Origin of the sequence: Ferrovibrio sp., assembly GCF_029255545.1 — a bacterium.
Taxonomy (GTDB): domain Bacteria; phylum Pseudomonadota; class Alphaproteobacteria; order Ferrovibrionales; family Ferrovibrionaceae; genus Ferrovibrio.
In genome coordinates, this window is the sequence record NZ_JANLJJ010000096.1 from 1 (window position 1) to 13,544 (window position 13,544).

16 protein-coding genes are annotated in these 13,544 nt (G+C 66.1%); 11 read left to right on the forward strand and 5 right to left on the reverse strand.

Annotation, left to right across the window (positions count from 1 at the left end; translation table 11 throughout):
* The 5 genes from Q1J79_RS18990 to Q1J79_RS19010 all read left to right on the forward strand — a co-directional run.
* On the forward strand, window positions 1–593 hold a 593-nt coding region (locus Q1J79_RS18990; protein ID WP_300303578.1), incomplete at its 5' end, for a molybdopterin-binding protein.
* Window positions 593–973: a Rap1a/Tai family immunity protein gene (locus tag Q1J79_RS18995; RefSeq protein ID WP_300303581.1), complete on the forward strand. Its 381-nt coding sequence runs from the start codon at window positions 593–595 to the stop codon at window positions 971–973. The genes Q1J79_RS18990 and Q1J79_RS18995, both read left to right, overlap by 1 nt.
* 107 nt (window positions 974–1,080) lie before the next feature.
* Entirely contained in the window at window positions 1,081–1,455 is a 375-nt protein-coding gene (locus Q1J79_RS19000; protein WP_300303583.1) for a hypothetical protein, read from the forward strand.
* A gap of 9 nt (window positions 1,456–1,464) precedes the next feature.
* Entirely contained in the window at window positions 1,465–1,800 is a 336-nt protein-coding gene (locus Q1J79_RS19005) for a hypothetical protein (RefSeq protein WP_300303586.1), read from the forward strand.
* Window positions 1,797–2,135, forward strand: a complete 339-nt coding sequence (locus Q1J79_RS19010) for a hypothetical protein (protein WP_300303589.1) — start codon at window positions 1,797–1,799, stop codon at window positions 2,133–2,135. Before Q1J79_RS19005 ends, Q1J79_RS19010 begins: the two co-directional genes overlap by 4 nt.
* Here the strand turns inward: Q1J79_RS19010 and Q1J79_RS19015 are convergent.
* Genes Q1J79_RS19015 through Q1J79_RS19035 form a run of 5 tightly spaced genes read right to left on the reverse strand, consistent with a single transcriptional unit; the run spans window position 2,116 to window position 6,090 of the window.
* Complete coding sequence (locus Q1J79_RS19015; RefSeq protein ID WP_300303592.1) at window positions 2,116–3,111, reverse strand: ABC transporter ATP-binding protein; 996 nt, start codon at window positions 3,109–3,111, stop codon at window positions 2,116–2,118. The genes Q1J79_RS19010 and Q1J79_RS19015 overlap by 20 nt on opposite strands.
* Window positions 3,108–4,100 (reverse strand): ABC transporter ATP-binding protein, encoded by a 993-nt coding sequence (locus Q1J79_RS19020; RefSeq protein ID WP_300303595.1) that lies wholly within the window; start codon window positions 4,098–4,100, stop codon window positions 3,108–3,110. Before Q1J79_RS19020 ends, Q1J79_RS19015 begins: the two co-directional genes overlap by 4 nt.
* Window positions 4,101–4,104: 4 nt before the next feature.
* Window positions 4,105–4,947: an ABC transporter permease gene (locus tag Q1J79_RS19025; RefSeq protein WP_300303597.1), complete on the reverse strand. Its 843-nt coding sequence runs from the start codon at window positions 4,945–4,947 to the stop codon at window positions 4,105–4,107.
* Window positions 4,940–5,890, reverse strand: a complete 951-nt coding sequence (locus tag Q1J79_RS19030; protein WP_300303600.1) for an ABC transporter permease — start codon at window positions 5,888–5,890, stop codon at window positions 4,940–4,942. The genes Q1J79_RS19025 and Q1J79_RS19030 overlap by 8 nt, the downstream gene beginning before the upstream one ends.
* The gene (locus Q1J79_RS19035) at window positions 5,890–6,090 is read right to left on the reverse strand and encodes a DUF1289 domain-containing protein (RefSeq protein ID WP_300303603.1); all 201 of its coding nucleotides are present in this window, start codon (window positions 6,088–6,090) and stop codon (window positions 5,890–5,892) included. Before Q1J79_RS19035 ends, Q1J79_RS19030 begins: the two co-directional genes overlap by 1 nt.
* 161 nt (window positions 6,091–6,251) lie before the next feature.
* Here Q1J79_RS19035 and Q1J79_RS19040 point away from each other — a divergent pair, with 161 nt between their 5' ends.
* The 6 genes from Q1J79_RS19040 (at window position 6,252) to Q1J79_RS19065 (ending at window position 13,489) form a co-directional block, all read left to right on the forward strand.
* On the forward strand, window positions 6,252–6,992 hold the full coding sequence (locus tag Q1J79_RS19040; RefSeq protein WP_300303606.1) for an ABC transporter ATP-binding protein: 741 nt from the start codon (window positions 6,252–6,254) through the stop codon (window positions 6,990–6,992).
* A gap of 13 nt (window positions 6,993–7,005) precedes the next feature.
* On the forward strand, window positions 7,006–7,740 hold the full coding sequence (locus Q1J79_RS19045) for an ABC transporter permease subunit (RefSeq protein ID WP_300303610.1): 735 nt from the start codon (window positions 7,006–7,008) through the stop codon (window positions 7,738–7,740).
* Between the two features lie 9 nt (window positions 7,741–7,749).
* Entirely contained in the window at window positions 7,750–9,681 is a 1,932-nt protein-coding gene (locus Q1J79_RS19050) for a Gldg family protein (RefSeq protein WP_300303613.1), read from the forward strand.
* A 21-nt stretch (window positions 9,682–9,702) separates the two neighbouring features.
* Window positions 9,703–10,848, forward strand: a complete 1,146-nt coding sequence (locus Q1J79_RS19055) for a DUF4340 domain-containing protein (RefSeq protein ID WP_300303616.1) — start codon at window positions 9,703–9,705, stop codon at window positions 10,846–10,848.
* A gap of 21 nt (window positions 10,849–10,869) precedes the next feature.
* Window positions 10,870–12,732 carry a molecular chaperone HtpG gene (htpG, locus tag Q1J79_RS19060; protein ID WP_300303619.1) on the forward strand — a complete coding sequence of 621 codons (1,863 nt, stop codon included), beginning with the start codon at window positions 10,870–10,872 and terminating at the stop codon, window positions 12,730–12,732.
* A 64-nt stretch (window positions 12,733–12,796) separates the two neighbouring features.
* On the forward strand, window positions 12,797–13,489 hold the full coding sequence (locus tag Q1J79_RS19065) for a hypothetical protein (protein ID WP_300303622.1): 693 nt from the start codon (window positions 12,797–12,799) through the stop codon (window positions 13,487–13,489).
* Window positions 13,490–13,544 lie beyond the last annotated feature (55 nt).

Sequence of the window (13,544 nt, forward strand, 5' to 3'; positions counted from 1 at the left end):
TTGCCGCGGTGAACGAGCTGCGCGCGCGCTATGACTATGTCTTCACCTCGGGCGGTATCGGCCCGACCCATGACGACATCACCGCCGACTGCATCGCGAAGGCTTTTGGCGTGACCATCGACATTCATCCGGAAGCGCGCCGCCGCCTGGAGGCGCATTACGAAGCCGGCATGCTGAATGCCGCCCGCCTGCGCATGGCGCGCATCCCCGATACCGCTTCGCTGATCGACAATCCGGTATCGGCCGCGCCGGGCTTCAGGATCGGCAACGTCATGGTGATGGCCGGCGTGCCGATGATCTTCCAGGCCATGGTGGCCAGCGTGGCGCCCAGCCTGACCGGCGGCGACAGGCTGCTGTCGCGCACCGTGCTGGCGCTGGTGCCCGAAGGCGCGGTGGCCGACGACCTGGGCAAATTGCAGGCCGAATATCCCGATGTGGATATGGGCTCCTATCCCGCCTTCCGGTCGGGCAAGGCGTCCACCGCCATCGTGCTGCGCTCGACCGACAAGGCCCGGCTGGATGCCGCGTCGGAGGCGATGTATGCGATTTTCCGTCGCATGGGCGGCGAGCCATTCGAGAACGAGATCGTCTGATGCGCTGCTTCTTCAGCACCGCGGTTCTGGCCGTGGCCTTCGCCTTTTCCGCGTCCGCCCAGCAGCAGACCCCGGCCGCTCTCCAGCCGCCGCCGCGTTTCCTGGCCAAGGACCTGCAGACCCTGTGCGAGGGTGCCGAGGGCAGCGCGCGGCTGACCGGCTGCCTGCGTTATCTGCAGGGCGCGGTGGCGATCTATGAACTGGCGGTGGCCGAGGGCAAGGAGCTGACCTGGTTCTGCGCCCCGCGCGAGGCGCCGGCGGCCATGCTGCGGCAGCAATTCGTCGAATGGGCGCGCGATAATACGGACCAGATGGGGACGGACGCCATCCAGGCGGTGAAGCTGGCCCTGGCCGACGCCTATCCCTGCCAGGGAGATTAGGCCCGCCGCACAGAGAACTGGCGCGGCCCTGATTATGCCGCAATCGCCCGCCAGTCTGGCCGCACTATAATCATGTCGGCCGGCTGGAACCGGCAGACGGATATGCCATGCGCAGCACCCGCTTTGTGCCTCTTGCCCTCATCCTGCTGCTCGGCCCGCTGGCGGCCTGCGGCCCGCCGCTGGCCTGGCAGCGGCCGAACACCTCGCTGGCCGATGCCGAGCTGGACAGCCGCGAATGCGCCGCGCTGGCGCGCGACCAGACCTTCCGCGAAAGCATGTTCGGCCCGCCTTACGGTTATTACGGGCATCCTTATGGCGGCTATCCCTTCGGGCCCTATCCCTGGTCGTATTACGGGCCGCGGCGCGGCTATGCGGATTCCTTCATGTGGCGCGGCCAGCGTGAAAGCGATCTGCAGGATTTCTGTCTGCGGGCCCGTGGCTACCGGCTGGCGCCAGTGCCGCAATACGGGGCGCCGCAATAGGAGATGGCGATGCGCAGCCTGACGGTTCCAGTCATCGTTGCCGCTGCGCTGCTGGCGGCCTGCGCGCCCGGCACGGAATGGTCGCGCCCGGATACCACGGCGGCGCAGCGTCAGATCGACGAGACGGATTGCGAGGCGATCGGGGCCTGGCAGGCGCTTGATGAAAGCTTTGCGTCCCGGCCGATCTATCCGCCGTATAACGAGACGCAGTTCATCGATGATGCCGGGCCGGATGGCGGCGGGCGCAGCGTGTCTTACAGCCGGCGCGGCGCCCGGCAATATGAGCTGACCGACTATTGCATGAAGCAGCGCGGCTACGTGCTGGTGCCGATCGCAAAGCCATGAAGAGAATCCTGCTGCTGCCGCTGCTGCTTGCTGCCTGCGCCACGGCGCAGACCGAATGGGCGCGCTCCGATACCCCCGTCGCGCAGCGGCAGAAGGACGAAAGGGAATGCGCGGATATCGCCGCGCAGCAGGCCCTGGACGAAAGCATGTCTTCGCGGCCGCTTTATCCGCCCTGGACCGGCACCGGCTTCAACCGGGGCTTCCCCTGGTCGCCTTTCTACAGCGTCGAATCGCCCTCGTATTTCGACCGTGGGCCGCGGCAATACGAGCTGACCGATTACTGCATGCGCCAGCGTGGCTATGTGCTGCAGGCGATCAGCCCGGCCGCACCATGATCTCTTCGGCCTTGTGACAGGCGGCGCTGCGGCCATCGGCCAGCCGGCGCAGGGCGGGACCATGGCTGTGGCATCGCGCGTCGGCGTAGCGACAGCGCGCAGCCAGGGCACAGCCGGCCGGCAGGGTGGTCTGGTTCGGCGGATTGCCCTGCAGCAGGGCATGGCGCCGATGCTGCCCCGGCGGTGGCGGCACCGGCTGCGGCAGGGCGGCCAGCAGGGCCTCGGTATAGGGATGCGCGGGACGGGCGAAGATCGTCGTGGTCTCGCCGCTCTCCACCACGCGGCCGAGATACATCACGGCGACGCGCGGGCAGAGCTGGTCGATCACCGCCAGGTTATGGCTGATGAACAGGTAGGTCACGCCATGGCGTTCCTGCAGGTCGGCCATCAGGTTGAGCACCTGCGCCTGCACCGAGACATCCAGCGCCGAGACCGCCTCGTCGGCGACGATTAGCTTCGGCCGGGTGATCAGGGCGCGGGCGATGGCGATGCGCTGGCGCTGGCCGCCGGAGAATTCATGCGGATATTTCGCCATGTCGCCCGGGCGCAGGCCAACGGTGTCGAGGGCATCGGCAATACGCTCGCGCCGCGTCGCCTGGTCCAGGCGCTCCAGCGCATCCAGCGGCTCGCCGACGATGCGCGCAACCGTCAGGCGCGGATCAAGCGAGCCATAGGGGTCCTGGAACACCATCTGGAAATCGCGTCGCGCCGCCCGCAATTCCGCCGTCGGCAGGGCATTCAGGTCGCGCCCGGCAATGCGGATCGCGCCATGGTCTGGCTTTTCCAGCGCCATGACCAGGCGGGCAAGCGTTGACTTGCCGCAGCCTGACTCGCCCACCACGCCCAGATTCTCGCCGGGTCTGATCTCCAGCGACACGCCATTGACGGCGAAGACCTGCTGCGGCGGCGTAAAGGGCATGGCGCGCGGCAGGGCATAGGCCTTGTGCACGTCGCGGATTTCGACCAGCGCGTTCATGGCCGTTCTTCCGTCATGTCGGTGCGCCAGCATTCGGCGCCATGTCGCGGCCCGACGGCAACCAGCGGCGGGAACTCGCCGCGGCAGCGCGGTTCGGCCAGGACGCAGCGCGGCGCGAAGGCGCAGGCCGTGCCGAGATCGAGTAGGTCGGGCACGATGCCGGGGATGGTGGGCAGGCGCGGCCGCGGATAGGCAAGGCCCGGGGCGAGGCGCGGCATGGCGGCAAACAGGCCACGCGCGTAAGGGTGGCGCAGGCCGGCGAAAACCTCATGCACGGGCCCGGTCTCGACGGCGCGGCCGGCATACATCACCAGCACGCGGTCGACCGTTTCGGCGATCACGCCGAGATCGTGGCTGATCAGGATCAGCGCCATGCCGCTGTCGTCGACCAGCTTGCGGATCAGGTCGAGAATCTGGCCCTGGATAGTGACGTCCAGCGCGGTGGTCGGCTCGTCGGCGATCAGGATGTCAGGGTCGCAGGCCAGGGCGATGGCGATCATCACGCGCTGGCGCTGGCCACCGGAAAGCTGGTGCGGATAGGACTCCAGCCGGGCGCGCGGATTGGGAATGCCGACGCGGTCGAGCAGTTCCGCCGCGCGCTCCCAGGCCTGCCGGCGGCTCAGCTTCAGATGCTGCTGCAGCGGTTCGGCGATCTGGTTGCCGATGCGGTGCAGCGGATTGAGCGAGGTCATCGGCTCCTGGAAGATCATTGCCAGGCGGTTGCCGCGCAGATCGCACATCTGCCGCTCGTCGAAGCGCAGGATATCCTCATTCCGGAACAGCACGCTGCCGCCGGCATGGCCGTTATCCGGCAGCAGGCCCATCAGGGCCAGCGCGGTGAGCGACTTGCCGCAACCCGATTCACCGACGATGCCGAGCGTCTCGCCGCGATCGAGGCTGAAATCGAGGCCGCGCACGGCCTCGGCCGGGCCGCGGGCGGTGGAAAGGGTCACGCGCAGGTCGCGCACGGTGAGAAGCGGCTGGTCCATCGGTTTACCGTTGCCGCGACAGGCGCGGATCGGTCAGATCGCGCAGGCCGTCGCCCAGCAGGTTGAAGCCGAGCACGGCGATGGCGATGGCGATGCCGGGAAAGACTGCCAGATATGGCGCGCGGAACACCATGGCCTGCGCCTCGTTCAGCATGCGGCCCCAGGATGGCGTCGGCGGTTGGGTGCCGAGCCCGAGATACGACAGCGCGGCCTCGGCCAGGATGGCCAGCGCGAACTGGATGGTCGCCTGTACCACGATGACGGCGAGGATGTTGGGCAGCACATGCTCCAGCGTGATGCGGGAACCGCCTTTGCCGGCGGCGCGCGCCGCCAGGATATAGTCGCGCGCCCACACCGCATTGGCCGAGCCGCGCACCACGCGGGCAAAGACCGGGATGTTGAAAATGGCGATGGCGACGATGGAATTCATCGTGCTGGGACCAAACACGGCGGCCAACAGAATGGCCGAGAGGATGGCCGGGAAGGCGAAGGTGAAATCGGCGAAGCGCATCACCAGTTCCTCGATCCAGCCGCGCCGCGCCGCCGCCAGCAGGCCAAGCGCGCTGCCCAGCATCAGCCCAATGCCGACGGCGACCAGGCCGACCATGAGCGAATTCTGCGCCCCAGCCAGGATCAGCGACAGCACGTCGCGGCCGAAACTATCGGTGCCCAGCCAATGCTCGGCCGAAGGCAGCGCCATGCGCTTGCGGATGTTGATCGCGGTTGGCGCATAGGGGGTCCAGACCAGCGACAGCAAAGCCATGCCCAGCACGCCACCCGACAGCAGGCCACCGACGGCAAAGCTGCGATGGCGCAGGGCGCGCAGGACGATTCCGGTCTCAGACATCGCGCACCTTCAGTCGCGGATCGATCACCGCATAGAGCACGTCGACGATGAAATTGACGGCCACCACGGTGAAGGCCAGCAGGATCACGGCGGCCTTCACCACCTCGATGTCGCGGTTGCTGATCGCCTGGAATACCAGGCGGCCGAGGCCGGGCAGGGAAAACACCTGCTCGACCACGATGGTGCCGGTCAGCAGGTTGCCGAACTGCAGGCCGATCACCGTGATCACCGGGATCAGCGCGTTGCGCAGCACATGGCCCCACAGGGCCTGGCTGCGGCTCAGCCCCTTGGCGCGCGCCGTGCGCACGAAATCCTCGCGCAGCACTTCCAGCACGGCCGAGCGGGTGATGCGCGCCAGGATGGCGGCCTGCACCACGGCCAGCGAGATGCCGGGCAGGATCAGGCTGAGCAGGGCGGGGCCAAGGCCGCCGCCCCAGCCCGGGAAGCCACCGGCCGACAACCAGCCGAGGTTGACGGCGAACAGCAGGATGAGCAGCAAGCCGAACCAGAAATTCGGGATCGAGATGCCGAGCTGGCTGATCCCCATGATCACCACGTCGCCCGGCCTGTTGTGCTGCGACGCGGCGAACACGCCGAGGCCCAGCGCCAGCACCACGGTGAGCAGCATGGCGAAGGCGGCCAGCGGGTAGGTCAGCGCCAGCCGTTCGGCGATCAGCGGCCAGACCGGAGTCTTGTAGGCGTAGGAGATGCCGAAATCGCCCTGCAGCAAGGCGCCAAGCCAGCCGAGGTAGCGCTCCAGCACCGGCCGGTCGAGGCCGTATTCGTGGCGGAACACGGCCAGCTGCTCGTCGGTGGCGTCGATGCCCAGCACCAGCAGGGCCGGGTCGCCGGGCAGGATCTCCAGCACCAGGAACACGATCACCGAGGTGGCCAGCAGGGTGGCGAGCAGGGTGGCGAATCGTTTCAGCAGGAACAGGGGCATCAGGATGCGGCCGCCCGTCGCCGCCGTTCGGCCAGCCGGTCGAGCAGGGCGCGCCTGCCGGCGGTATCCAGCATCGGCCAGGCGCCGATCTCCTCGCCGGTGCGGAAACAGCCCAGGCACCAGCCGGTATGGCGGTCGATGCTGCAGACCTTCGTACAAGGCGAGGGGGTGCAGGAGGAGGGCGGCGGGTCGTCGATCATGGCGGAATTATGGCATCCCGGGGCGGATTTCACAGGGCTGTGAGGGGCTGGACGGGCTGCAAAATGCCGTGGGGGACTTGAACCGGGGGCATGGAAACTCTTATCTAGCGGGCGCTGCGGGGCGGGGGCCGTCCCGGACAGTCAGGGGATGCAGTAAAACGATGATCGACATAAAAAATCTGGTCAAGCAATTCGGTCCGTTCACCGCTGTCGACCATATCAGTTTCCATGTCGCCAAGGGCGAGGTGCTTGGTTTCCTCGGGCCCAATGGCGCCGGCAAGTCCACCACCATGAAGATGCTCTGCGGCTTCCTGAGCCCGACCTCGGGCAGCATCGCGGTCTGCGGCCATGATGTCGAGGCCGATCCGCTGGCGGCCAAGAGCTGCATCGGCTATCTGCCGGAAGGCGCGCCGAGCTATGCCGACATGACGGCGCGCGGCTTTCTCGATTTCGTCGCCGATGTGCGGAACATGAGCGGCAAGGATCGCGACTGGCGGCTCGACAAGGTGATCGACCAGGTCAACATCAAGGATGTGCTGGACCAGCCGATCGACACGCTGTCCAAGGGCTACAAGCGCCGCGTCGGCCTGGCCCAGGCGATCCTGCATGATCCGCCGGTGCTGGTGCTGGACGAGCCGACCGACGGCCTCGATCCGAACCAGAAGCACGAGGTGCGTGGGCTGATCCAGGCCATGGCGCGCGACAAGGCGATCATCATTTCCACCCATATCCTCGAGGAAGTGGAAGCGGTGTGCAGCCGCGCCATCGTCATTGCCCGCGGCCGCATCGTGGTCGAAGGCCGCCCGGAAGGCAGCGCGGGCTGGCGCATCGGCGACATCCTCGCCGCGCCCGGCAAGCTCGACGCCGCCTTCCGCCAAGTGACGCAAGCCCGCGCCGCCTGATCAGGACTCTGCCATGAAACCTATGCTCGCTGTCCTCCGCCGCGAAATCGCCGGCTATTTCGCCACCCCGGTGGCCTATGTCTTCATCGTGGTGTTCCTGTTCACCGCCGGCATCTTCACCTTCTATCTCGGCCAGTTCTTCGAACGCGGCCAGGCCGACCTGAAGGCCTTCTTCCTGTTCCATCCCTGGCTCTACCTGTTCTTCCTGCCCGCCATCGCCATGCGGCTGTGGGCGGAGGAGCGCAAGGCCGGCACCATCGAGCTGCTGCTCACCCTGCCGATTCCGCTCTGGGCCGCGGTGGCGGGCAAGTTCCTCGCCGCCTGGGCCTTTGCCGGCATCGCGCTGGCGCTGACCTTCCCGCTCTGGCTCACCGTCAACTGGCTCGGCTCGCCCGATAACGGCGTGATCCTGGCCGGCTATATCGGCAGCCTGCTGATGGCCGGCGCCTATCTCGCGATCGGCAGCTGCATGTCGGCCGTGACCAAGAACCAGGTGATCGCCTTCGTGGTCGCCGTGCTGGTCTGCTTCATCTTCACCGTGGCCGGCGCGCCGATGGTGCTGAGCTTCTTCCAGGGCTGGGCGCCGGCGCTGGTGGTCGACACCATCGCCTCGTTCAGCTTCCTCGGGCATTTCAACGCCATCACCGAGGGCGTGATCGACCTGCGCGACCTGGTGTTCTTCATCTCCCTGATCGTGGTCTGGCTCTATGCCACCGCCGTCGTCGTCGATTTCAAGAAAGCGGGCTGAGATCGCATCATGAAAACCGGCAGCAAAGCCCTTCTCACCGGCACCGGCCTGATCGCCGCCTTCGCGGTGTTCTTCGCCGTCAACATCATCGTCAACCAGGGTCTGCGCGACACCCGCGTCGACCTGACGCAGGCGCGGCTCTACACGCTGTCCGCCGGCACGCGCAACGTGCTGAAGGCGATCCCGGAGCCGATCACCCTGCGTCTCTTTTTCTCCGAGAAGCTGGCCGGCAACGCGCCGCAGCTCAAGCAGTATGGCATCCGCGTCCGCGAGCTGCTGGAGCGCTATGCGGCGCTCTCGGGCGGCAGGCTGCGGCTGGAAGTGATCGACCCCGAGCCTTTCACCGAGGCCGAGGACCGCGCAGTGCAGGCCGGTCTGCAGGGCGCCAATCTGCCGGGCGGGCAGTTCTATTTCGGCCTGGTGGCGACCAACACGCTGGACCAGCAGCAGACCATTCCCTTCTTCCAGGCCGAGAAGGAGCAGTTCCTCGAATACGACCTGACCAAGCTGGTCTACGCGTTGAGCAACCCGAAGAAGCCGACCGTCGGCATCCTGGGCAGCCTGCCGCTGGAATTCGGTCCGGGCGGCATGATGGCGGCCATGCGCGGCCAGTCGCAGCCCTACCTGATCCTTGACCAGATCAAGCAGTTCTTCGACGTGAAGATGCTGGATGCGACCAAGCCGGAGGAGATCGACGAGAAACTGGGCGTGCTGGTCCTGGCGCATCCCAAGGATCTGTCGCCGCAGGCGCAGTATGCCATCGACCAGTATGTGCTGAAGGGCGGCCGCCTGATCGTGTTCGCCGATCCCTATTCCGAAACCATGGCGGCGATGCCCAATCCGATGACCGGCCAGCCGATGCCGGGCGGCGACCAGTCGTCGCTGCTGCCCGAGCTGTTCAAGGCCTGGGGCGTCGAGGTGGTGCCGGGCAAGTTCGTCGCCGACCTGACGCTGGCCCAGCGCGTGCAGACCGGCCGCAGCGGCCCGGCCGCCGTGGTCGACTACATCCCCTGGCTGGCCATTCCGGGCGAGCGGCTGAGCCAGGAAGATGTCGTCACCGCCGAGCTCACCCAGATCAACGCCGCCTCGATGGGCGCGATCCGCAAGCTGGATGGCGCCGCCACCACGCTCACCCCACTGATCACGTCGTCCAACCAGGCCATGCTGATGGACGCCAGCGACCTGCAGGGCGATCCGAACCCGCAGGCCCTGGCCGAGAAGTTCAAGCCGACCGGCGAGACCTACGCCCTGGCGGCGCGCATCAGCGGTCCGGCCCGGACCGCTTTCCCCAATGGCGCGCCGGCAGCGGAGAAGAAGGATGGCGACAAAGCCGCCGAGCAAAAAGCTTCCGGGCCGCAGGTGATGGAAAGCGCCAGGCCGATCAACGTGCTGCTGGTGACCGATGCCGATCTGCTGGATGACCGCTTCTGGGTGCGCAATCAGCAGATGTTCGGCCAGAACCTCTATGTGCCGATCGCCGCCAATGCCGATTTCCTGGTCAATGCCATCGACAACATGTCGGGCTCGGGCGACCTGATCGGCCTGCGCAGCCGCGGCCGGTCGCAGCGGCCGTTCGAGCTGATCGACAACATGCGCCGCCAGGCCGAGCAGCAGTTCCTCGCCCGCCAGAAGGCGCTGGAGCAGAAGCTGGAAGCGACGCAGAAGCAGCTCGCCGATCTGCAGTCGAAGACGCAGGAGCAGTCCAATGCCCTGCTCAGCGCCGAGCAGCAGGCCGCGATGGATGCCTTCCGCGACGATCTGCTCAATACCCGGCGCGAGCTGCGCGGCGTGCAGCGTGAGCTGAACCGCGACATCGAGGGCCTGCAGCTGCTGGTCAAGTTCATCAATATCGGCCTGATGCCGCTGCTGGCGGCGCTGGTCGCCGTCGGCCTGGCGATTGTCTGGCGCCGCCGGCGTATCCGGCGCGCCCTAGAGGGCTGATTTCAGTCAGGGAGTATGGCGATGCAGATGCGCAACAAAAGCTGGGCAATCCTGGTGGCGGCCGCTGTTGTACTGGGCGGCGCCGGCTGGTGGCTGGCGACCTCGCGGGATCGCGCCACCGAGGCGGATTTCACGCCCAGGCCGCTGTTCCCGGGCCTGATGGCCAGGGTGAATGACGTCGCTTCGCTGGAAATCGCCACCTCGAAGGCATTGTTCCGCATCGAGCGCGGCGCCGATGCCGAGCACTGGACGATGCCGGGCCGCAATGATTATCCGGTGCGGGCCGATCTGGTGCGCAAGAACGTGCTGGGCATCGCCGGGCTGGAGACCATCGAGCCGCGCACCGACAAGCCGGAGCATTACAACCGCCTGCAGGTTTCCGAACCCGACAAGTACCAGCCGGCCGACGAGGCAGCGAAATCGGACCCCGGCCCGATCCTGGTGCGCCTGGTCGATCCCGATACCAAGGCGATCGCCACGGTGATCGTGGGCAAGGCCAAGAGCTACCCGGTCGGCGGCAAGCCCGGCCAGATGCATGTGCGCAAGCCCGAGGAGGCGCGCACCTGGCTGGCCCAGGGCATTCTCGAACTGCCGGCCGATCCGGTGCATTGGCTGGTCAAGGACCTGATCAAGATCGATCGCGCCCGCGTTGCTTCCGCCACTGTCACGCATCCAGACGGCAGCATTCTGCGCCTGCTGCGCGGCCCGAAGAAAACCGATGGTTCGGCGATCGATTTCGTGCCGGCCGAGCTGCCCAGGGGCATGAAGGTCGCCTCGGCCTATGACGTCAATGCCGTGGCCGGCGCGCTGGCCTACCTGACATTCGACGATGTCGCCAAGGAGAGCACGCAGGATTTCTCCAGGGCCACGGTCACCGAGATCGTCACCCTGGATGGCGTGAAGGCGGTGGTGAAGACTATTCCCGCCGAAGAGGACAAGAAGGCATGGATCACCATCGCGGTGAGCCATGACGCCGCGATGGCCAAGCCGGATGCCGAGAACAAGGACCTGCTGGCGCCGGAAGAGGCCGAGAAGCAGGTCAATGCCGCGACCCGGCGGATCGGCGGCTGGGCCTATCTGGTGCCGGAATCGATTGCCCGCGACCTGACCCGCAAGCTGGCCGACCTGATCGAGCCGGAGCAGAAGGACGGGTCCAAGAAGGGATAAGGCAAGACTGGAGGCACAGCGATGACCGACCAGACCATGCATTTCCAGGCCGAGGTGACGCGGCTGCTGCACATTGTCACCCACGCCCTTTACAGCCAGAAGGAGATTTTCCTTCGTGAGCTGATCTCCAATGCCTCGGATGCCTGCGACAAGCTGCGCTTTGCGGCCCAGACCGATCCGGCGCTGTGGGCGGGCGATGTCGAGCTGAAGGTCACCATCACGGCCGAGAAGACCGGCCGGATTCTGAGTATCGCCGACAACGGCATCGGCATGGACCGCGACGAGCTGATCGCCAATCTGGGCACCATCGCGCGGTCTGGCACCGGGGAATTCGTTTCGTCGCTGAGCGGCGACAGCGCCCGGGACATGGCGCTGATCGGCCAGTTCGGCGTTGGCTTTTATTCCGCCTTCATGGTCGCCGGCAAAGTCGAAGTGGTCTCGCGCAAGGCTGGCGAGGCACAGGCCTGGCGCTGGGTCTCCGATGGTTCGGGCCAGTTCAGCATCGGCGAGGCCGAGCGGAATGGCCGCGGCACCACCATCCTGCTGCACCTGCGCGAAGGCGAGGACGAATTCCTCGACCCGGCACGGCTCGGCCGTATCGTGAAAACCTATTCCGACCATGTCGCCCTGCCGGTCGTGCTGCAGGATGGCGACAAGGCGGAAACCCTGAACGCCGCCAGCGCATTGTGGTCGCGGCCGAAAGCCGAGATCACCGAGCAGCAGTACAAGGATTTCTACCACCACGTCGCCCATGCCTTCGACGAGCCCTGGCTGACCCTGCATGCCCGGGCCGAGGGCAAGCTGGATTACACCCTGCTGCTGTTCGTGCCGGGCATGCGGCCGCATGACCTGTTCGATCCGGCCCGCAAATCGGCGCTCAAGCTTTATGTTCGCCGCGTCTTCATCACCGACCGCTGCGACGAGCTAGTGCCGGCCTGGCTGCGCTTCCTGCGCGGCGTGGTCGATTCCGCTGACCTGCCGCTCAATGTCAGCCGCGAGATGCTGCAGCATAATCCGGTGGTGGCCCGCATCCGCCAGGCGATCACCCGCCGCGTGCTGGGCGAACTGGAAAAGAAGGCGGAGAAGGATGCGACGGCTTATGCCGTCTTCTGGGAGGCTTTTGGCGCGGTGCTGAAGGAAGGCCTCTACGAGGATGCCGAGCATCGCGCGCAACTGCTCAAGCTGGCGCGTTTCCGCTCGTCGGCGCGCGAGGGCTGGGTGTCGCTTGACGACTACATCGCGGCGATGAAGGACGGCCAGGCCGCGATCTACGTGATCAATGGCGATCAGCTCGACCAGCTCAGGCGCAGCCCGCAGCTGGAAGGCTTCCGCGCCAGGGGCGTCGAGGTGCTGCTGCTGACTGATCCGGTCGACGATTTCTGGCTCTCGGTGGTGCAGGATCATGCCGGCAAGCCGATCAAGTCGGCCACGCGGGCTGGCGCCGACCTGGATGCCGTCAAGGACAGCGACGCGGCCAGGCCGGACGCGGCCGAGAAGGTCGAGGGCGCGGCGCTGGGCACGCTGATCGCGGCGCTGAAACAGGTTCTGGGCGATGCCGTGAAGGATGTGCGGGAATCAAAGCGCCTGACCGACAGCGCCGTCTGCCTGGTGGCGGCCGATGGCGATCTCGACATGCATCTGGAACGCCTGCTGCGCCTGCACCAGAAGCTGGACGCGACCAGCCCGCGCATCCTCGAGATCAATCCGGGTCATGCCCTGATCCGGGCGCTGGCCGCCCGCGCCCAGCAGCCGGGCGCGATGGATGCGCTGACCGACGCGGCCCTGCTGCTGCTGGACCAGGCGCGGCTCATGGAAGGCGAGACGCTGGCCGATCCGGCCGGCTTCGCCCAGCGTCTGGCCCGGGTGATGGAAAAGGGGCTGTAGGAAGCCCCCTTCCAACTTAGTAGCCATAAGTTATGCTCCCCTTCAACGAACAGCGGAGGGGGATATGCCGCGTTACGGGCTTGCTGTTAAAGAATTCAACGGTACTCCTTTCTTTCGATCCGTCCTGCAGGAATGGGGCTTGCAGGTGATGCGGTACAGCGAGTTTCACCGCAATGGAGATAACGGCGAGGCTTACGACGTCTGCTTTTCATACAAAGAGCGTCCGAATGTCGGAATACTGGCATCGGCCGCGTCCAGGGCAGGCGGCATCAGCTTGGTTGAATACGAGAGTGGTCGCAGGGAAAGGCAATGGGCACGCGGCGATCTATTTTTCTCAGACCAGAAGGTCGGCTATGAGGCAGAGGTGAAGCTGACGAGGGTGAGTAGCAATATGCAGGCATCGCGCGATGCCTTGGATGATGTTGTGGTTCCATCACTGGGCGCGGCGATAGTCGCAGCAAGAAATCTTGATCGCAATTCGAACCACCGGTTGGGGATAACCTTTGTCGTCCCTCGCGTGGTGCGAGAGCAGGGCGAAGGTTTGGCCACTGCATCCGACCGAGCGTTCGGATTCTATCAGGCGCTACTGGGAAGAATCCGGTCTGAGTTATATGATCGGAATGAGCTCCACTTCATGTCGTGGGTCGCTCCTGAATGTTCACGACAATTCTGGCTCGGAGAGGGTGATGATAAAGTTCATTACCCCGGGATTTTGTTGATCGGAAAGTTTCTTCGGTTGCCGAACAGGGATGATTGACTACATCCCGACGCGGCTCAGCGGGATTTCCGTGATGCCATAGCCGGCCTCGGCC